The organism is Nocardia sp. NBC_01503, assembly GCF_036327755.1.
GTDB lineage: Bacteria > Actinomycetota > Actinomycetes > Mycobacteriales > Mycobacteriaceae > Nocardia.
This window is the reverse complement of the sequence record NZ_CP109596.1, coordinates 902,751-922,706: the sequence shown is the minus strand read 5'-3', so window position 1 is coordinate 922,706 and position 19,956 is coordinate 902,751. Positions and strand designations below refer to the sequence as shown.

Annotated in this window: 15 protein-coding genes and 1 pseudogene; 5 read left to right on the top strand and 11 right to left on the bottom strand. The window is 66.8% G+C overall.

Going from position 1 to position 19,956, the window contains the following annotated elements; all coding sequences use genetic code 11:
- Window positions 1-70: 70 nt before the first annotated feature.
- Window positions 71-1,384, top strand: a complete 1,314-nt coding sequence (locus OHB26_RS04325; protein WP_330182943.1) for a hypothetical protein — start codon at window positions 71-73, stop codon at window positions 1,382-1,384.
- Here OHB26_RS04325 and OHB26_RS04320 read toward each other — a convergent pair.
- From OHB26_RS04320 to OHB26_RS04280, 9 genes and pseudogenes are all read right to left on the bottom strand, one after another.
- Entirely contained in the window at window positions 1,378-2,553 is a 1,176-nt protein-coding gene (locus tag OHB26_RS04320) for a baeRF3 domain-containing protein (protein ID WP_330182942.1), read from the bottom strand. The genes OHB26_RS04325 and OHB26_RS04320 overlap by 7 nt on opposite strands.
- A gap of 89 nt (window positions 2,554-2,642) precedes the next feature.
- A pseudogene (locus OHB26_RS04315) lies at window positions 2,643-2,873 on the bottom strand (amidase family protein); the annotation flags it as partial.
- Window positions 2,874-2,909: 36 nt separating this feature from the next.
- Window positions 2,910-3,785 carry an alpha/beta fold hydrolase gene (locus OHB26_RS04310; RefSeq protein WP_330182941.1) on the bottom strand — a complete coding sequence of 292 codons (876 nt, stop codon included), beginning with the start codon at window positions 3,783-3,785 and terminating at the stop codon, window positions 2,910-2,912.
- Between the two features lie 80 nt (window positions 3,786-3,865).
- A complete protein-coding gene (locus OHB26_RS04305) occupies window positions 3,866-4,648 on the bottom strand; it encodes a phosphatase PAP2 family protein (RefSeq protein WP_330182940.1) in 783 nt (260 codons plus the stop codon).
- Window positions 4,649-4,774: 126 nt separating this feature from the next.
- On the bottom strand, window positions 4,775-6,184 hold the full coding sequence (locus OHB26_RS04300) for an aminotransferase class I/II-fold pyridoxal phosphate-dependent enzyme (protein WP_330182939.1): 1,410 nt from the start codon (window positions 6,182-6,184) through the stop codon (window positions 4,775-4,777).
- Window positions 6,181-12,573: a type I polyketide synthase gene (locus OHB26_RS04295; RefSeq protein ID WP_330182938.1), complete on the bottom strand. Its 6,393-nt coding sequence runs from the start codon at window positions 12,571-12,573 to the stop codon at window positions 6,181-6,183. Before OHB26_RS04295 ends, OHB26_RS04300 begins: the two co-directional genes overlap by 4 nt.
- Before the next feature lie 64 nt (window positions 12,574-12,637).
- On the bottom strand, window positions 12,638-13,267 hold the full coding sequence (locus tag OHB26_RS04290; RefSeq protein WP_330182937.1) for a GNAT family N-acetyltransferase: 630 nt from the start codon (window positions 13,265-13,267) through the stop codon (window positions 12,638-12,640).
- A 193-nt stretch (window positions 13,268-13,460) separates the two neighbouring features.
- Entirely contained in the window at window positions 13,461-13,820 is a 360-nt protein-coding gene (gene crcB, locus OHB26_RS04285) for a fluoride efflux transporter CrcB (protein WP_330182936.1), read from the bottom strand.
- Window positions 13,817-14,341 carry a FluC/FEX family fluoride channel gene (locus OHB26_RS04280; RefSeq protein ID WP_330182935.1) on the bottom strand — a complete coding sequence of 175 codons (525 nt, stop codon included), beginning with the start codon at window positions 14,339-14,341 and terminating at the stop codon, window positions 13,817-13,819. Before OHB26_RS04280 ends, crcB begins: the two co-directional genes overlap by 4 nt.
- A gap of 107 nt (window positions 14,342-14,448) precedes the next feature.
- On the opposite strand from OHB26_RS04280, the gene OHB26_RS04275 reads away from it, so the two are divergent.
- Both OHB26_RS04275 and OHB26_RS04270 read left to right on the top strand, forming a co-directional pair.
- Window positions 14,449-15,582: an LLM class flavin-dependent oxidoreductase gene (locus tag OHB26_RS04275; protein ID WP_330182934.1), complete on the top strand. Its 1,134-nt coding sequence runs from the start codon at window positions 14,449-14,451 to the stop codon at window positions 15,580-15,582.
- An 8-nt stretch (window positions 15,583-15,590) separates the two neighbouring features.
- Entirely contained in the window at window positions 15,591-16,256 is a 666-nt protein-coding gene (locus tag OHB26_RS04270; RefSeq protein ID WP_330182933.1) for an FMN reductase, read from the top strand.
- Window positions 16,257-16,297: 41 nt separating this feature from the next.
- Here the strand turns inward: OHB26_RS04270 and OHB26_RS04265 are convergent, their stop codons facing one another.
- Window positions 16,298-17,194, bottom strand: coding sequence for an alpha/beta fold hydrolase (locus OHB26_RS04265; protein ID WP_330182932.1), 897 nt, complete (start codon window positions 17,192-17,194; stop codon window positions 16,298-16,300).
- A gap of 172 nt (window positions 17,195-17,366) precedes the next feature.
- Here OHB26_RS04265 and OHB26_RS04260 point away from each other — a divergent pair, with 172 nt between their 5' ends.
- Window positions 17,367-18,629 carry a hypothetical protein gene (locus tag OHB26_RS04260; RefSeq protein ID WP_330182931.1) on the top strand — a complete coding sequence of 421 codons (1,263 nt, stop codon included), beginning with the start codon at window positions 17,367-17,369 and terminating at the stop codon, window positions 18,627-18,629.
- 10 nt (window positions 18,630-18,639) lie between these two features.
- On the opposite strand, the gene OHB26_RS04255 is transcribed toward OHB26_RS04260, so the two are convergent.
- Window positions 18,640-19,071: a hypothetical protein gene (locus OHB26_RS04255; RefSeq protein WP_330182930.1), complete on the bottom strand. Its 432-nt coding sequence runs from the start codon at window positions 19,069-19,071 to the stop codon at window positions 18,640-18,642.
- 126 nt (window positions 19,072-19,197) lie between these two features.
- On the opposite strand from OHB26_RS04255, the gene OHB26_RS04250 reads away from it, so the two are divergent.
- On the top strand, window positions 19,198-19,938 hold the full coding sequence (locus OHB26_RS04250; protein WP_330182929.1) for a glutamine amidotransferase: 741 nt from the start codon (window positions 19,198-19,200) through the stop codon (window positions 19,936-19,938).
- Window positions 19,939-19,956: the final 18 nt, after the last annotated feature.

The following is a 19,956-nucleotide window of genomic DNA, read 5'->3' as shown; positions in this document are numbered from 1 at the left end:
GAGCGTACCTCTGGCTACTGAAACCGCAACCCTGCACCGCAAAATGAAGACAGCGCAGTATGTTGTGAGGGTGCGTCGTCTGCGCGACCTCGTGGAAGTGGTGACCGCGTTCCTTGCCGCCGCGGTCGCCGGCCTGTCGGTCATGATGCCCGTGGACTTCGCCCGGGTGTCCGGTACTTCGGCGCTGCATCAATATCTGCTGGTGGTGAACGTGCCGCGCGCCGATACCGCCGGTGCGATCTCGGCGGTGGTGGCCGTGGTGCTCGCGGTCTCACTCGGCGATACCCGGCTCACCTGGATCGCCGCCGCCCTCACCGGTGTGGCGCTGCTGGCCAATGCCGTCCTGAGCCGAAACCTCGACACCGATCTGTCGCTGACCACGGTGAACTACATCGACTCCATCTTCGGCGGTGTGTTGCTCGGATTGATCGGTGCGGCTGTCCTGCGCAAGCGACGGACGGGGACGGCGTTCATGCTGGGCGCGATCGCGAGCGCCGTACTCGGTGACCTGACCGAATTACCCAGTGCGGACAGCACTTCCAGCGGGCTCGGCAACGACTCCCCGCCGCTGTGGTCGATTGTCGTGGTGGTCGTGCTGATCATTCTGTCGACCTGCTGGCATCAGCGGCGGCGGGTGGAGTTGGTACCGGACCGGGACGCGCCCTTCGGATCGGTGGTCGCGGCGGCCATTATCTCCGGCTCGACACTGCTTGCCGCGGAGTGGTTCGCGGGACATCGGGTCGGCACCCTGCCCGCGATCATGGCGGTGGCGGCAACCGTGCTCATCACGATGATGTCGGCCTTCATCCTCACCGGCCGGGACGGCAGCATTGTGCTGATCGGGGTCGCCTACGCGGCAGCCGCCAGCGCCATTGTGGCGGCGCCCCGGCCGAGCTGGGTGCTGCCGATCCTGCTCGTCGCGGTGGCCGCGGGCCTGTGGGCGGGGGACCGGTGGCGCTCTCCGCTGGCCGCGATCGGCCTGGTCGGGGCGCTGGCTTTCTTCGCCGCGGTGGCGCCGATCTCCGATACGGGGCAACTGGTTCCGTCGATCGGGGCGGTGGCGCTGGCCGCGATCGCGGGCTACAGCTACGGGGCGACACCTCCGCGCCTGATCCAGAATCGCGTGGTCGGGATCGCGGTGCTGTTCGTCCCGTCGGTGGTGCTCGCGATTCGCGGTGCGAACGACAACCTGATCGGATATTCGCACCTGTGGTACCGATCGCCCGCCACCGAACACAATCCGGTCGCCGGGTGGGCGGCACTGGCCATTGCGGGCGGTTGCGCGCTGGGTCTGCTCCGGCTGCGCGCGGTGCGTCCGGCCACCCCGCCGCGCCCGGTGAATTCGTTACGGGCGCAGCGGGATTCCCTCGTCGAGGATCAGTAGCGCAGCACCGCGACCGAGGATGGTGCGACCTCGCTCCGGAACAATCCGGCCAGCGCCTCGGGCGGCAGCAGGTAGACCGCGCCCTTGTGCTCCAGCGTCTTCACCGTCGCGTATTCGGTCAGGTCGATCACCGAAGTGCCCGGCTCGGAATGGGTTTCGACGGCATCGGTCATCTCGTCGAAGCGACCCCACTCCGCCGCGCCATCGGTGAGCAGCAGCGCGTCCACCCGGCCCTGGAAGGCCGCGCGCACCACCTCGCCGATGGTGACGGCCACCTTGGTCGGACCGTCCGCCAGCAGCAGCGCGGCGCGCTCCAGGGCGGCGCGTTCACCGGCCTCGAAGTGTGGCCGTACCACCTGGTAGGCGGTGTCGTGCAGGTTGCCATTGGCGAGCGCGGCCGGATTCTTCTCGACCGTGCCGATCAGCAGCGGACCCAGTGTGCTGCGCTTCTTGAACTGGCCGGACAGCTCCGGATCGGCGATCACGACCAGGGGAATGGCCTGATCCGCCAGGCGCCGTTCGACCGAGGAGGCGACCTTGCCGACCCAGTCGGCGAGGACGGATTTGCGCCAGTCGGTGGAGGTTTCGCCGTACGCCTGCGTCGAGGTGGTGGCCTTGCCGCCGGTATGCGGCCGGGCGGTGGGGCTGGCCAGCACGCGGCTCTGTTTATCGTCGTCGAGGTTCTCGGTCGGGCCGCCCGGCAGTTCGGCCGCGTGATCCCGGGCGAGCGCGAACTTGGAGCCGTCGTACAGCGTCGCACCGTCGGCGGTCAGGGTCAGCACCGCGAACTTGCCATCCGCGGAGAGCAGCGGCAGCAGCGGCTTCACATAGAACCCGGGCTCGATATGCACCTGTTCGGTGAAGGTCAGCGGCACCGTGAACCGGTACTGGGAGCCGTCCGCGCCGAGGAAGAGCGCCAGCCCCTGATCCTGATATTGCCAGAACGGATAGTCGTCGAGCAGGGCTGTACCGGGGGCGAGCAGGGTATCGGCCGCACGTTTGCCGAGCCCGTCGGCAACGAGCTTCGCGTGCGCCTCGGTGAGCAGATTCCGCAGCCGAATCGGGTCCTGACGTTTGTCCGGACCGCTGTTGTGCGTGGGCAGATAAATGGAGACACCGCGCCCCGGCGCGGCGGAGATGAGCGTCGACAGGTCGGACTGATTGAACATCGGCCGTCCTTCGGTAGAGGTTGGTTGGTCGATCCTCATGCAGGTTTCGCCAGCCTACGCTCCGCCGTGTTCGCCCGAAATGATCGCTGCTACGGCATCGGCCGGACCTCCGCGGCGAGTTGCCGCGGGGCCGTCGGCGGCCGATGCTGTGACCAGGGCGCGACACGTTCGAAGGCGGCTGCCAGGCGCAATACCCCGGCATCGTCGAGATGGCGGCCGATGATCTGAAGACCCACCGGGAGACCGCCTTCGGTGTAGCCCGCCGGGATGCTGACGGCGGGCTGGCCGGTCAGATTGGCGGGATAGTTGAAGCCGATCCAGGTCGAGTCGGAGACCTGTAAAACGCGGGGGTGGAGTCAGTCGCCGATCGGCGTGGGAGCGGTTGGGGCAACCAGGAACTCGCGCAGAATCTCCGTGAAACGTTGCGGAGTCTCGACATTGGGGCTGTGGCCCGCGGTGTCGATGAGCTCGAAGCGCGCGCCCGCGGTGGTGTAGCGATCGCGGGTGATCGCCCAGTCGTACATGGAGTCCAGGCGGCCGTGGATGACCAGGGTGGGCAGGGCCAATCGGCGGAGCTGGCGGTCCAGCGGGTCGGCGGCCAGTGCCCGGCGGCGAACGGTGCTGACCTCGCGATAGGCGCGCCAGGACATGGCGCGGTGATCCTGGATCATCTGGCGCATGCTCGGGACGATGCCGGAGGTGTTGAAGCCGGGCGCGAAGCCCTCCCGAAGTGCCTGGCGCACCATGGTTTCGGGGGCGAAGCGCTGGATGAACCGCGCGATCGGGCCGAGGGTGAGTACCGGGGTGATGGCCGGAACGTGCAGGTAGCTCAGGTCCGGAGCCTGGTCCAGGATGATGATCTCGGTAATGCGCGGCGAGCGCGCGGCCACGGCGAGGGCGGCGTCCGCACCCCAGGAGTGGCCGCAGACCGCGACCTTGGCGACGCCGAGTTCGGCCAGGACGGCGGCGAGCATACTGCCCTGACCGTCCTGGCCGAATCCGGCTTCGCCTCCGGTGCAACCGAATCCGAGCAGATCCACCCGGATCACCCGGTAGGTGTCCGCCAGCAGCGGGGTGACCGCGTCCCACCAGTGCACCGAGCCTTCGAAGCCGTGCAGCAGCAGTACGGGTTTGCCGTCGTAGGGGCCGTCCTGGCGGACGTGCACGCGACGGCCCTGGACGGTGATGAGATCACCGATCTGTGCGCGCGCTTTCGATTCGGTAGACGTCATCGTCCTCACCATCGGCTCTCTGTCTCATACGGTCGAGGCTGATCCTCTCATTTCTGACAAACCGTAGGGGTCCTGGAGCGTCACGCCCGAGGCTGTGGATGGTTCAGGACCGGCGGGTGCAGCAGGGTCGCCACGGCCAGAAGGGCGGTGGCGACCAGGGCGTCGAACCAGTAGTGGTTGCCGGTGCCGACCACTACGAGGGTGGTGATGAGCGGGTGCAGCAGTAGCACCCAGCGCCACGGGGTGCGGGTGGCGGCGATCAGGCCCATGGCCAACAGGAGTGCCCAGCCCACGTGCAGGGACGGCATGGCGGCGAATTGGTTGGAGAGGGTGTCGGTATCGGGTGGGCCGTAGACGGATTGGCCGAATTTGGCTGCCAGGTCCACGAATCCGTACTCGGGGAGCATGCGGGGTGGGGCCAGGGGGATGAGCATATGCAGGGCCAGGGCCGCGGCGGTGAGGGCCACCATGAGGTTGCGGGTGACGCGGTAGTACATGGGGCGGAAGGTCCACAGCCAGAGCAGGGCGCAGATGGCGACCGCGAAATGTGCTGTGGCGTAGTAGAAGTTGGCCGGAATGGCCAGGAAGTCGTGTTTCAGGAAGACCGACTGCACCGTCTGCTCATTCGGTATCTGCAATCGGTCCTCCCAGGCCAGGAGGGTGCGGGCATTGGCGAGGGCGCGGGTGGCCTCATCGGCGGCGAGCATGCGGCCGATACGGTAGACCAGGTACAGGACGGTGATGACCGACAACTGAACCACGGCTTCCCGCCCGCGGCCGTGTACCGCCGCGCGCGTTCGATCCAGGATGCCGGTTCCCGACTGCGAAACGTGTACGGGTGCATCGAGATCCAGTGCCACCATTGGCGCGGCCTCCTCCTTGCTCGGCTGACCGCCCTCCGGAAGTTAACCGGAGTGATATCCTCCGGTTAACCTAGCATCGTTCTCCCGTCATCAGAAATGGGGTGTGATCCGAGAGACACCGACCCGTCACACAGCCGCCGACTCCGGCAGACCCGCAGCCAAGGCGACCGCCTCGGCCAGTAGGTCTGCGGTCGAAATCAATTGCTGCTCAGTGTGTTCGGAAGTGATGAAGAAGCGCAGCCGCTCCTTGCCGATCGGCACCGCCGGGGCGGAGATGGCTCCGGCGTACACCCCGCGCTGGAGCAATGTGGCCGAGACGAAGCCGGCGCGGACCTCGCCGGGCACGATGACCGGGCAGATCGGCGTGCCCTGGGATTCGCCCAGGTTCAGGCCGCGCTCGAGCAGGGCTCCGTGCAAGAGCCTGGAGTTGCGCCAGAGCCGGGCGACCCGCTCCGGTTCGGCCTCGAGCACCTCGAGCCCGGCCCGCGCCGCGGCGATGGTGGACGGTGCGGGACCGCCGGTGAGCATGGCGACGCCGGGCGCGCTGGCCTTCATGGCCCCGATCAGCTCGGCATCGGCGGCGATGAATCCACCGCAGCTGCCCAGCGCCTTGGACAGCGTGCCCATCCAGATGTCGACCTCCGCGCCCGCCATCGCGTAATGCTCGCGGATACCATGCCCGCGCGCACCGAAGACGCCGAACGAATGCGCCTCGTCGACCATGACGGCGCAGTCGAATTCCCTTGCGATGGCGGCGAGTTCGGCGACCCGGCCCACGGTGCCGTCCATGCTGTAGTGCCCCTCGAGCACCACCAGCGCGCGATCGAACCCGGCGCGCGACATGCGCAGCACCGCGCGCAGCGATTCGGGATCATTGTGCCGGAAGTTGATCCGCCGGCACCCCGCCCACTGGGTGCCCGAGACCACGCTGCCGTGAATGAGCGCATCGCAGATGGCGACATCACCCTCGCCGAGCAGGAAGCCGATCACCCCGGCATTGGTGAGATAGCCGCTGGTGGTCACCATGGCATCGCCGGTGTCGTAGATATCGGCGAGCCGCCGCTCCAATTGGCCGTAGAGCGGAATCTCACCGGAGACGATCCGACTGGCCGAGGCCGAGGCGCCGTACTGATCGAGGGCGTCCTTGGCCGCCGCGATCACCCGCGGATGACTCGACAGCCCCAGATAGTTGTAGGCGCTGAAGTTGACCAGATCGGTGTCATTGGCGTGAATCACCGTGTCGTTCGGGCTGGTTCGCGGTAGGAACAGCGGATTCACCAGCCCCGACTGCGCGCTGATGGCCGCGATGGCCGCCTGTTTGGCCACCGTCGCCGCCACCTCCGGATGGTCGGCGAATTGCCTACCGGGTCCGCGCACCGGCCGGGCCGCCGGTGCGTTCGGGGTGAGCCGGGCAGCCGTAGCCGCCGGGCGCGGAGCGGTCGCAACGCCACCGCGATTGCCGACGCCGGATATATCGGCGCCGTTTCCATTGCCCGCCAGGAGTTTCCGGGCGAGCTCGCGTGCGGATTCGGTCATGCTGTCACCTCCTGGGCTGCCGGTGCCGATGCGGGCGCCGGTGTCGGATCGGCGGCGGGTGCGCCGATGAGGAATTCGGCGGCGCGGGCGCCCGCCTGTTCGAGGGTGAAAGTGCGGCCCATCTTGAGCGCGGTCAGATCGATGCCGAGCGATTTGCCCACCAGCGCGCCGAATTCCACCGCCATCAGCGAATCCAGGCCGAGATCGGGCACCGGGACGGTCAGATCGATGGAGTCCGGGTCGACGCCCATGACCACAGCGAGCTGTTCGGCGAGCATATGCGCCACCACATCACCGCGCTTCTGTGCGTCCAGTGCCCGCAGTGCGGCCACCAGATGCGATGCGGCGGAATCGTCCTCGGCCGCCGCCGCGATCTGCTCCTCCACCCGCCCGACCATGCTGAAGAACGGCACGCTCGAGGCGACCTTGCCCCAGTCCACCGGAATGATCGCCACCTGATGGTGGATGCCGAGTTCCAGTGCCTTCTCCAGGAATTCGGTGCCCTCGTCCATATCGATCGAGTCGAATCCGGTGGTGCGCAGGTAGCGCGCCACATTCTCGTCGTCGGCCATACCGCCGCCGGACATATGACCCCAGCCGACCGCGAGCGCGGTACCGCCCTCGCGAACCACCACATCGGCGACCGACTGGAGCGCGAGATTCGCTGCCGTATACGAGTATTGGCCGATCCCGGCGAAGATGGAGCTGCCCGAGGAGAACATGACGAACAGATCCAACTCGGCTCCGGCCAGATCCAGCCCGTATCGCAGCGCTCGCGCCCCCTCGATCTTGGGCCGGTACACCGAGGCGAGGCTGTCCCGGTCCATGAGCGAAATGCGCTTGTCGTCAACGACTCCGGCGGTGTGGACGACACCGCGCAACGGTAGCTCGGCGGTATCGGCGCGGGCGATGACCGCGGCCATCGCCTCGGCATCGGTGACGTCGACGCGTTCGGTGACGACCTCGATACCCTCGTGTTCCCAGGCCGCCAGCTGATCGCGCGCCGCTTCGGTGGTCGCGCCATTGCGCCCCAGCAGGGTGAGATGCCGCGCGCCCGAGCGCACCAGCCAGCGCCCGATCGCCAGACCGAAGGCGCCGAACCCGCCGGTGATCAGGTATCGCGCCGAGGCATCGATGCGCACCCGCGGAATCTGCGGCCGCACCAGCGGAGCCGCCGCCGCCATGCTCACCGCGATCCGGCCGAGCTGGGTGGAGCGCGCCACATCCTCGAAAGCCCTTGCCACATCATCGGTTTCGTACAGTTCGAACGGCAGTCGCCGGTATCGGCCCGCGGCCAGCGCGGCCTCCACCCGCTCCATGAGTTCGATGGTCCGGGTGCGTCGCAGCGCCAGCATGCGATCCAGATCGAAGGAGTGGTACGAGACGTTCTTGTCGAAGTACCGCATATCCAGTACCCCGCCGCCGTAGATATCGGCCTTGCCGATCTCCACAATGCGCCCGAACTCGGCCACCGCCTTGAAGTTTCGCCGCAGGATCTCCCCGGGCGCGGTGCTGATCACCACATCCGCGCCGCGTCCGCCGGTGAGCCCGAGCACGTCATCGGCGAAGTTCAGCGAGCGTGAATCGAGGACATGATCGGCACCCTGTCCGAGCGCGTAGGCCCGCCGGTCACCGGTGCTCGCGGTGCCGATCACGGTGGCCCCGTGCAGTTTCGCGATCTGTACCGCGGCCGTGCCGACACCGCCCGCCGCACCGTGCACCAGCACCACATCACCCGCGGCGACCCGGGCCAGCTCCAACAGTGCGTACTCCGCGGTGGCGAAGGCGACCTCGCTGGTGCAGTAGCCGGGTTCGGCATCGGGGGAGACCGGACTGACCAGGGTGCGGTCGGTGGTGTGGAAGCGGCTGATCATGCCCTTGGACGAGAGCATGACCTTATCGCCGACCGCGAGATCGGTGATATCCGAACCGATTCGGGTGACGATGGCATCACCCTCCATACCCGGGACGCCGCCGAAGTAGGTGCCCGCGAGCTCCTCCTCGTTCAGTACCCCGAGCACCTTGAGCGGATCCTTGTAGCCCAGGCCGACGGCGCGCATGCGCACCTCGACCTCGCCCGGGCCGGGTTCGCGCCGGTCGCAGCGCCGCCAGCCGAGCTTGGACAGCAGCCGGGATTTGGGCAGCTCCAGGGTGAAGTTCGCCTCCGGATCGGTCAGCGGGACAGCCTGATCCAGGGCCTCGATGCGATCGGGCAGCGAGGCCTCGACCACGGGTACCCAGCGCAGGCCATTGCGCAGGAAGATCTCATCGGAGTTGTCGTAGCTGAACGCGCCGGGAATGGCGAGTTCGGCGGCGAGATCGGCAGCGGTGACCTCGGATTCGATATCGACCAGGCGCCAGCGCAGCCGCGGCTGCTCGTTCAGCAGCACCCGGCGGGCACCGGCGAGCGCGGCATGCGCCGGATTGGGCGCGGCCTGCTCCTCCGGATGGGCGAAGGCGCGTTCGGTGACCACACTGACGTGCAGCGAACCGTCACCCGTCATGGGAATCTCGACCCCGCGCCGCTCCAGCCAGCTGTCGAAGAACTCATCGACAGTGAGGGCGATCCGACGTAGCGCCCAGAGGTTGTCGAGGTCCTCGTATTCGTCTCCGGCCACGAGGATGACGTGCAGCCGATCCACCGACTCGCCGGTGGCCTGCCGGAGGTGTTCGAGGACAAGGGATTCCAGGTCCTCGCGGTTCGGATCGCCGAGGGTGACGATCTCGCTCGCGCCGACCGCCACGGCGATCCGCGCCGCTCGCGTGCCGGGCACTACGCCCAGCTCCAGGATCAGCGCGAAGGCATTCGCGCTCGCCGGCAGCGCACCGCGATCGATCGGATCCCGCATATCCCAGCGGTCCTCGTAGAAGAACTCCGTCATGCGTTGCAGCGCACCGCGACCCGGTGCGATGGAGCCGAACCGCATACCGATGATCTGCATGACCACCCGGCCCTCGGGATCGAGCAGATCGATATCGGCGACCGGATCCGCGGCGGCATCCAGCCGCGCGACCACGGTCACCTGCTCCGGAATCGCCTCGAACGCACGGACTTCGGCGACACCGACGGGCACCATGGCCCCGTCCTCCGGACCACCGGTACCCGCGAGCAGTGCGGCCACGCTCTGTAGTGCGGCATCGACCACGCACGGATGCGCCAGATGTCCGGGTGCCTTGGCGCCCGCGCCATCGAGCGCCTCGGGCACGGTGCCGTCCAGGGTGGCCAGCACCGTCGATCCGGAGATGCGTACCGAGGTGGCCCGCTGGAAGGCCGGACCGTATTGCAGTCCGCGCGTGGCCAATCCGGCATAGAACGCGGCGGGATCGATGGCGTGCATCTCGTCGATGGCGGGCAGATCCACCTTCGCGGATTCGAACGTTCCCTCGACCAGTCGTCCGGTCGAATGCACCGTCCACAGCGCGTCGGGATTGGCCCGCGAGCGAATGGTGAAGCGGCGGGTCGACTCCTCCACATGCAGTTCGAGCGTCGGCGAAGTGCCGTCGTCGATGATCAGCGGCGAGATGAACCGCACCTCCTCGACCGCGACCCGGTTGGTCTCGGTACGCAGGGCGGCAGCACTCAGCGCGGCGTCCAAATAGGCCGCGCCCGGCAGGATTCGGGCTCCACCGACTACATGGTCGTCCAACCACGGCATGGCCCCGACACTGAGCTGAATCCGCCATGAGGTCGAGGAGTTGTCCATATCGGCATCCCCGAGCATGGCGTACACGCCGGGTGTCCCATGCTGGAGCTGCTTGAAGACCGGCAGCTCATGGCGCAGGTGGGTGCGCTGCCACGGGTAGCGCGGCAGGTCGATATGCGGGGTCACGATATTCCCGAACAGCGCCTCGGTATCCAGCACGCCCGCGCTGTACAGCCCGGCGATGGTCTGGCGGATGCTCTCGGCATCGGCCTGCTTACGGTTCAGCGTGCCGATGGAGGTCCCGGTTTCGCCCGCGCCGATGAGGATTTCGCGAATATTGGCACCCAGCACCGGATGCGGTCCGACCTCCAGGAATACCCGATGGCCCGCGCCCACGAATTCGGTGATGGCATCGGCGAAGCGGACCGGTTGGCGCACATTCGCGCACCAGTATTCGGCGTCCCAATCGCCCGCGGTCACCTCGCGGCCGGTGACGGTCGACAGCAGTGGCAGCGTCGGATCGTGCAGCGTGAGATCGGCCAGTGCCGTGCGCAATTCGCCGAGGATCGGCTCCATCAGATAGCTGTGATAAGGCACTTCGACCTGTAGTCTGCGCGCGAAGACTCCCTGTGCGGTGAGACTTTCGGCTATCTCGTCCAGCCGCGCCTCGGATCCGGCGAGGGTGACCGCGCTCGGGCTGTTGACGGCCGCGACATCGACGAGGTCGTCTCCGTCGATCAATTCCATTGCGGCGGCCGGCGGTAGGCCGATGGCCAGCATCCCGCCGGAGCCCGCCGTGGTGGCCTGCAACCGGGCGCGGTGATAGCTGACCAGCAGGGCATCGTGCAGCGACAGCATGCCGGTGACATAGGCCGCGGACACCTCACCCACACTGTGGCCGACGACGGCGGCCGGGTGAATGCCCAGCTCGCCGAGCATGGCGAAGAGCGCCACCTGCACCAGGAAGTTCGCGGGCTGCGCGACCGCGGTGGTGGTGACCCGGGACTCCTCCTCGGGTCGCAGCAGCTCCTCGATGATCGACCAGCCGGAGATGCGCTGGAACCCGTCGTCGATGCGCTGCGCCTCGGCGGCGAAAGTGCCACCGGCGGTCAGCAATTCGCGGCCCATGGCCCACCATTGCGGTCCCATGCCGGTGAAGACGAAGACCGGTTCGGCGATCTTGCGCGGTACCACCTTGGTGGCCGCGCGCCCGCCACCGGTGGCGTACTCGATCAGGGCGCGCACCAGTTCGGTGTCATCGCCGAAGCTCAGGCCGGTGCGGAACTGGTGGTGCTGACGGCGGGTCCAGGCGGCCTCGGCCAGCAGACCCGGATTCGCGCCCTCGGCAATGAGTTCGGCATAGCCGCGCGCCAGCTCACGCGCGGCCTGATCGGTGCGCGCGGACAGCGGCAGCACCCCGTAATGCCGTGGCTCCCGGTCGATTCCGGCCGCGGGCAGGTACTCCTGAAGAATCGCATGCGCATTGGTGCCGCCGTATCCGAAACCATTGACCGCGACGGTCATTCGCTCGACCTCGGGGCCGACCGGCTCCGCCTCGAGCTGGAGTTTGATACCCAGCTCAGCGAAGGGAATCTCCGGATTCGGCGTATCCAGCCAACCCTGCGGGGCGATGGTGCGCTTGGAGATGGCCAGCGCCGATTTGATGATGCTGGCGATACCCGAGGCCGCCTCGGTATGCCCGAGCTGCGCCTTCACCGAGCCGACGCCCACGGGTGCGGTGCGCCCCTCGACCTGCCCGTAAGCCCGTCCGATGGCCCGCAATTCGAGTGGATCGCCGACCGGGGTGCCGGTGCCGTGCGCCTCCACGTAGGTGATCTCGTGCGGAGCTATCCCCGCGCGCCGCGAGACCGATTTGGCCAGCGCCTCCTGTAGATCCGCGTTCGGCACGGTGATGGCCGAGGTGCGCCCGTCCTGATTGGAGCCGGTGGCCTTGATGACCGCGTAGACCCGATCCCCGTCGCGCTCGGCGTCTTCCAGCCGCTTGAGCACGACCATGCCCGAGCCCTCACCGCGGCCGTACCCGTCGGCCGCGGCATCGAAGGGTTTGCTGCGGCCGTCCGCGGCCAGGAAGCCGCCCTTGCACATGGAGACGAAGGCCTCGGGCTGCATGAGCATGGTGACGCCACCGGCGATGGCGACCGCGCAGTCGCCGTTGGCCAGTCCCTGACAGGCCAGATGCAGCGCGACCAGCGAGGAGGAGCACGCGGTATCCACGGTGAGCGCGGGGCCGACCAAATTGAGCGCGAACGCGATTCGGTTCGACAGCATGGTGTACGACGCACCCGCGGCGGTGTGCATATCGACGTACGGCAGTGCGGTGCTGGTACCGGAGACCGCGAGCTGATCCAGGGTGAACGCGCCGACGTACACCCCGATCGGGGCCCCGGAGATCTGTCCGGCGATACCGGCGTCGTCCAGCGCCTCCCAGGCGACCTCGAGCACCAGGCGCTGCTGCGGATCCATGGCGGCGGCCTCGCGCGGCGAGATGCCGAAGAAATCCGGATCGAAGGCCCAGGGATCGCCGGTCATGAAGGCGGCGCGTTTGGTGTACATCCGGCCCGGTGTGCGGCGGTCCGGATCGTAGTAGCGGCGGTAGTCCCAGCGCTGTTCGGGTATCTCGGTGACGCCGTCACCCTTGTTGATGATGAAGTCCCAGAAGGATTCCGGTGAATCGATACCTCCCGCGTATCGGCACCCGATTCCGACAATGGCAATGTCAGACACTACGACTCCTCGGCAAAACTCAGATCGACATGTGTGATCCCCCCCGAGAAGGCTGTTGCCGGAATTACTCCGACGGCACCGGAACCGGTTGCCGCAGAACGAAGTTCATCTCAGGTCCGGTACTCCCGATACGGACCCGGCGAACCAGTTCATAGCCGAAGGTGGCGTAGTACGGCATATTGCCGTCCTTGCAGATACCGCCGACGGTCTCGGAGCGCTCATCGGCCAGGGCGTCGAGCCAATTGACCAGTGAGCGGCCGACTCCCGAACGCTGCACCGTGGGGTCCGCGCCCAGGTAGACCATGAAGTGATGCCCCTGTACGGGCCGCACCTCGGCGATGGCATCGTCCACATGTATGCCCCGGGCGGTCCCCGCGCCCATGGCCCACAGCAGCAGCGGTCCCGAAATCGCCTCGCGCCACAGTGATTTGCGATATCCCGCCGGATACCAGAGCAGTGCGCCCACTATTTTGCCGTCGACCGTGGAGACCGCCGCGCCGCCCGCGGGCAGGAAGCGATACCGAATCATGATGCGCAGCATGCGCGGTGATCTGCGGTGCCGATTCCCCACGTCTGGGAAGACGTACTCCTCGATGGGATCATCGGACGCGAACGCCCTGGCGATGATCCGTGCCATATCCGCTATGTCGTGCTCGGTAGCCCGGCGGATTACCGGTACACCCGACTGATCCAAGATTTTTCCCTCTGCCCTTGTAATGCTACTGACCAGTAGGTTACATGCCGGGGATTATCCCGCACCTTGTTCGCGTTGTGGCATAAAACAATTCATCACACCATTGCCGGGGGTGCGGTTTTGATTTAAGGTGTCGCGCTCAAAAGGCTTGGCGCACAACAGAATTGACTGAGACAGTGGTGATGTCCCAAGGTCAGGACATTGCCTGAAAAGCGCTGTAACTCAACAGGGTTGCGCCCAGTCCCGCGATCACGCTCACGGTGATATTCATGGCGGCGTACAGGTACGCGCGCTGCTCGGTCAGCCGCACGGTTTCGAAACTGAAGGTGCTGTATGTGGTGAGCGCGCCGCAGAACCCGGTGCCCGCGAGGGCGTAGACGGGTGAGGACACCGCGGCCCCGGTGAGTCCGCCCAGGATCAGGCAGCCGATCAGATTCACCGTGAAGGTGCCCCACGGAAAGATGCTGTCGTGCTTGGTCTGGACCGCGCGATCGGTGAGATAGCGCAGTGGCGCGCCGACCATCGCGCCGAGAGCGATGAGTAGGGCGGTCATCGCACGGCCTCCCGGCGGAGCGTCGCGTGCAGGCCGCGGGTGAGCGCGACCGCCGCGAGGGTGGCCAGCAGTGCGCACAGCAGGGTCGCGGCCAGGTAGGCGAAGGCCAGTGGAACCGTGTCCGGTTGCAGCAGTCCGCGCGTCTCATTGGCATAGGTGGAGAAGGTGGTGAAACCGCCGAGAATGCCCACGCCGAGGAACGGTCGCGTCAATGGATGCACCGGGCGGATCTCGGTGATCGTCACCATGAGCACGCCGATCAGGAAGCAGCCGAGCGCATTGGTGGCGAAGGTGGCCCAGGGGAAGCCGCCCGCCGGGGTCGGCCACAGCCGCGCCAGCCCGTAGCGGCTGAGCGCACCGAGCGCGCCGCCGACGGCGATTACGGTGAGTACGGTGACCGGATGGTCGTGCAGTTCGCGGCGCTGTGCGGGGGAGTGCACATCGATATCGGAATCGATCGACCCGCCGAGGGGTTCGATCGATTCGGGTACGGCGTTCTCATCCGCTACTTCGCTGCTCATCGTGGTCTCCGCATCGATCGACCAGCCTAGTGGAATAACCCGCCGGGGCTCCTGGTTCATTTGGTTGCCATATCCACTAACATGGCCTTTCGATCCGAGGAGGACTCGTGCAGTTCGGAATCTTCACCGTCGGGGACGTCACCGCCGACCCCACCAACGGTCGCACCCCGACCGAGGCGGAGCGGATCAAGGCCATGGTCGCCATCGGCGAGAAGGCCGAAGAGGTCGGCCTCGATGTCTTCGCCACCGGCGAGCACCACAATCCGCCCTTCGTACCGTCCTCGCCGACCACCATGCTCGGCTACCTCGCCGCCCGCACCGAACGGCTGATCCTGTCCACCGCGACCACGCTGATCACCACCAATGATCCGGTCAAGATCGCCGAAGACTTCGCCATGTTGCAGCACCTGGCCGACGGGCGTGTCGACCTCATGCTCGGGCGCGGCAATACCGGACCGGTGTACCCCTGGTTCGGCAAGGATATTCGCGACGGCATTCCGCTGGCGGTGGAGAACTACCACCTGCTGCGGCGGCTCTGGCGTGAAGAGCGCATCGACTGGCAGGGCAACTTCCGCGGGCCGCTGCAGGGCTTCACCTCGACCCCCGCACCGCTGGACCACACCGCGCCGTTCGTCTGGCACGGGTCGATCCGTTCACCCGAGATCGCCGAACAGGCCGCGTACTACGGCGACGGCTTCTTCCACAACAACATCTTCTGGAACAAGGAGCACACCGAGCAGATCGTGCGCCTGTACCGGCAGCGCTTCGAACACTATGGCCACGGCAGTGCCGACCAGGCCTTTGTCGGACTCGGCGGACAGGTGTTCATGGCCGAGACCGAGGCCGAGGCGAAGAAGCGGTTCCGGCCGTACTTCGACAATGCGCCGGTCTACGGGCACGGGCCGTCGCTGGAGGATTTCTCGGAGATGACGCCGCTGACCGTCGGTACGCCGGAGCAGGTCATCGAACGCACCCTCGGTTTCGCCGATTACGCGGGTGACTACCAGCGTCAGCTGTTCCTGATGGACCACGCCGGACTCCCCATCGACGTGGTGCTCGAGCAGATCGAGATTCTGGGCCGCGAGGTTGTTCCGGTGCTGCGCAAGGAGTTCGAGCTGCGCCGCCCCGAACATGTGCCCAGTGATCCGCCCACCCACGGCAGCCTGGTCGCCGCCGGACCGGACGCACCGCACCGCCTGGTCGATCCCGCCCGTGACCGGCTCCCCGTCGAATCGAATTGAGGCACAAGATGAGTCGTAAAGTCGTGGTTCTCACCGCTGGGCTGTCCCAGCCGTCCTCGACTCGACTGCTCGCCGATCAGCTCGCCGCCGCCGTATCCGCGGCGGTCGGCGGGCGCGGGGAGAGCGTCGAGCTCGAGGTGATCGAACTCCGGGAACTGGCAACCGAACTCGCCGCCACCATGGCCACCGGTGGGATACCCACGCCCGCCATTACGGCGGTGCGGGAGCGAATCTCGCAGGCGGACGGGCTGATCGCGGTGACGCCGGTCTTCGCCGCCAGCTACAGCGGGCTGTTCAAGATGTTCTTCGACATCCTCGACCCGGATGCCTTGAACGCCATGCCGGTTCTGATCGCCGCGACCGCGGGCACCCCCCGCCACTCCCTGGTGCTCGACTACGCCATGCGCCCACTCTTCACCTACCTGCGCGCGGTCATCGTCCCCACCGGCGTCTTCGCCGCCACCGAGGATTTCGGCTCCACCGGTCTGAACGACCGAATCCACCGCGCCGCAGCCGAATTCGCCACCCTGGTAGTAGCCGAACCCACCGCCGTAGCGGGCTTCCTCCAGGACACCGAACCCCGCAAACGCACCTCCGGAAACTCCCTCGGCGCGGTGACCCCCTTCAGCAGCCTGCTCGCCGGACACACCGGAAATGGTGCGGCACACCGCTGATTCGCCGACGATAGCCTCGCACAGCACTGACCTGTGCGGGGTTATTCGGTGCGGTCGGCCAGTTCGATCAGGCGGGCGCGGACCAGGTCGGGGCGTTCGTCGATGATGAAATGTCCGCAGCCGCTGACGCCTTCGAAGGTGTAGTCGTCGGCCCGCGCGGATGCGGGATCGGCCATGGAGTGGTGCACCGCCGCGTCGTCGAGGCCGAAGAGGGCGTGGATCGGGACGGTGCCGCGGCGGCGTTCGGGATTGCGCGCGGCCTGCGGAATCTCTTTGAGCCAGAAGGTTCGGTAGGTGTCGGTGGCCGCCTGCGCACAGACCGGATCGCGGAAGCGCTCGGAGAAGCTGCGCACCACCTCACGGGTGACGGCGGTGCGATCGGTCATGGCGCTGCTGATCAGCCACTCCAGGAAGCCGGTGCGCCGCTGCACCGGTTTACCCGCGATCGCGATCAGTGGCTGATAGGTCAGGAATCGCCAAAGATTGCGTGTGACAACGGATGTGGGAACCCAGGGGTGTGCCATATTCATGGCGAGGTAGCCGGAGAAGCGCTCCGGTTCGCGCAGGATCATGCGGTATCCGATGAACCCGCCCCAATCGTGCCCGGCGAGCAATACCCGGTCGATACCCAGCTCATCGAGCAGGGCGAACAGATCCGAGGCCACATCATCCTTGGCCCATTTGTGCGGTGCGGGTCCGGACCAGCCGTACCCGGGCAGATCCGGTGCGATAATCCGCAGCCCCGCAGGCGGATTCGCCAGCAGATCCCGATACGTGTAGTGATGCTGCGGCCAGCCGTGCAACAGCAGTACCGGCCGCCCCTCCGCGGACCCGGCCTCGGTCACATGGAATCGCACTCCGCGAGCGGTGACGAACGACCGCCGTACCCCATCGATCGCGGGTGGTCGGGATGCGGCGGCACTGCCGAATTCAGCCATGGGATCACGATATCCGGCAGTACTTCGGCCCGCCCCGGGGCGATTGCGCGCCGAACCTACGCGTGCTCCTCGGCTACCCTCCGGCATCCTGTCGGCGAGGCCGACGGCGCGCACCGGCCCGAAGGGTGAAAATCGCCCATATGCACGTGCTCGGGGCCGTACTCTCTGGGGTGTGTGGCTCGAGCTGATCACCATTCCGCTGTTTACCGGGGTCATCGGCTATGTCACGAACTGGACCGGCATCCTGATGCTGTTCGAGCCGATCCGTTTCCACGGGTTCCGATTGCCCGGATTACGTTGGGTCTTCCCGTATCTGCCGCGGCGCATCCAGGTGCTGCCGCTGCTGTCGGACGACGGCCGCGTCGGCTGGCAGGGGATCGTGCCCTCGCGGGCGGAGAAGATGTCCAGCATCGCCGTCGACAAGGGGCTCTCCAAATTGGGGAGCATGTCCGACTTCTATCGGGAGCTCGATCCGGACAGTATCGCCGAACAGCTGGTCACGCTCACCCGGCCGCAGATTCCGGTGATGGTGGCGCGCATTCTGGAGCGCCGGAATCCGCAATTGTGGTTCAACCTGCCCGAATCCGCGCGCGAGCTGGTGTATCGCCGGGTCGCCGAGCAGTTGCCCGCCAGTGCCCGCGCCATCACCGATGCCATCGGCGAGCATATCGAGGAATTGATCGACCCCAAGTGGATGACCATCCGGCATCTCACCGCCAACCCGCGCCTGATCAATCGCATCTTCCGCGAAATCGCCGCGTCCGAACTGCGTTTCATGCAGAACTTCGGCTTCTACTTCGGCTTCCCGATGGGTTTCGTGCTGGTCGCCGTACTGCATTTCTTCCCGTACTGGTGGGTGCTGCCGCTGGGCGGGGTGGTGATCGGCTACATCGTGAACTGGGTCGGCATCACCATGATCTATGAACCGCTGCACCCGAAATGGTGGGTGCCGTGGCGGCAGGGCCTGATGCTCGAGCGTCGCGACGAGATCGCCGACGGGTACGCGGAAATCATCGCGGGCGAGGTCATGACGCCCCAGAACCTCGCCCGCGAACTGCTGGCCGGTCCGCGTGCCGACCGCACCACCACCATGCTGGACTCGATTCTGGGCGCGTCGATCGATCAGGCGGTGGGGCAGGCCAAACCGGCCCTGCGCTTCTCCCTGGGCCGCTCCGGTTATGACCGGCTCAAATCCGATGCCACCCCGGAGATACTGTCCCTGGCCCACACCGCCTTCTCGGATCCCTCATTCCTCTCGTCGCAGACCGCGCGCATCCGGGACTTCGTGGCCACCCAGATGCGCGCCCTGGACCGCCGCGATTTCGTGGATCTGCTGCGCTCGGCCACCCGCCAGGACGAATGGCTGCTGTTCGTGCACGGTGCCGCCCTGGGTGTGGTCGGCGGTCTGATCCACCTGGCGATCTTCGGCGTGTGAGCGTCTGGAACTACGTGGGTGTGATGGTGGCGACGATGGTGTGGATGGCGCCGTCGGTCATGGCGAAGGTTTCGGCGATGTCGACGGTCATGAGGCGGATTCCGGCGACGCCGGAGTCGAGCAGGTAGCGGGCGGTGACCACATCACCGGATTCGGAGAGTCGGACCTCGCGAATGCGCTGGACGACCCGGTATTGGACCCCGTGTTCGAGGTCGTTGCTGAGCTGGGGTCCGGAGTAGCCGGTCTGCATTCCGGCTTCGACGCGGGTGGCGTCGGGGGTGAAGCGGACGGCGCTGGCATCGTGCGAGACCAGTGCGTCGAGGTAGGCCATGGCCATGGCCTCGTTGCGGCTGAGCGTCGGATCCGCCGCTGCCCCAGCGCTTCCCGAGCCCGCGGTGAGCGCCGCCGCCGCGACGGCGGAGGCAACTGCAACCTGTTTCATTCTCATGCGCACATCCTGACCTACTACCGGGCGGTAGGAGCGGCGATCCGCAGGTCCGGTTGTGCGGAATGCTCGCTAAAGGGACTTCTCAGTTTTCCGGCGGCCGGGTATTCCATAATCGAATCCATGCCCAAGCCCTGCTTACTACTGCAGTTGCGCCCGGAGACCGCCGCCGCGGATGACGAATACGACGCCATACTGCGCATGGGCGGACTCGTCCCGGCCGATCTGGTGCGGGTGCAGATGAATCTGGGGTTTCCGGATCTGCTGCTGGACGACTACTCCGCCGTCATCGTGGGCGGCGGTCCCAGCAATGTCAGCAATCCGGACGATCGCAAATACGACTACCAGCGCAAATTCGAGCCCCGGCTGCGGGAACTCCTGAATGAGATTGTGGCGCGGGACTTTCCGTATCTCGGAGCCTGCTACGGCCTGAGTATTCTCGCCGATGTGCTCGGCGGACAGGTCAGCGAGGAGCGCTACGGCGAGACCGCGGGGGCCACGACAATCGAACTCACCCCGCAGGCCGGGCAGGATCCGCTGGTCGCGGGCCTGCCGCAATCCTTTCGCGCCTTCGTCGGACATAAGGAAGCCTGCCAACAGGTACCGCCCGGTGCGGTGCTGCTGGCGGATTCGGCCGACTGCCCGGTGCAGATGGTGCGGGTCGGCGAGCATGTGTACGCCACCCAATTCCATCCCGAACTCGACGGCAAAGGGCTCGCCTTGCGCATCGAAACCTATCGCGACGCAGGCTATTTCGATCCAGAGGAGGCCGATCTGCTGACCGAGCTCGGCCATCGCGAATCGGTGCCGGTGCCCGCGGAGATCCTGCGCCGCTTCATGAACCGCTACTACCTCGGCCGATGAGTGTGCCGCTGGCACAAG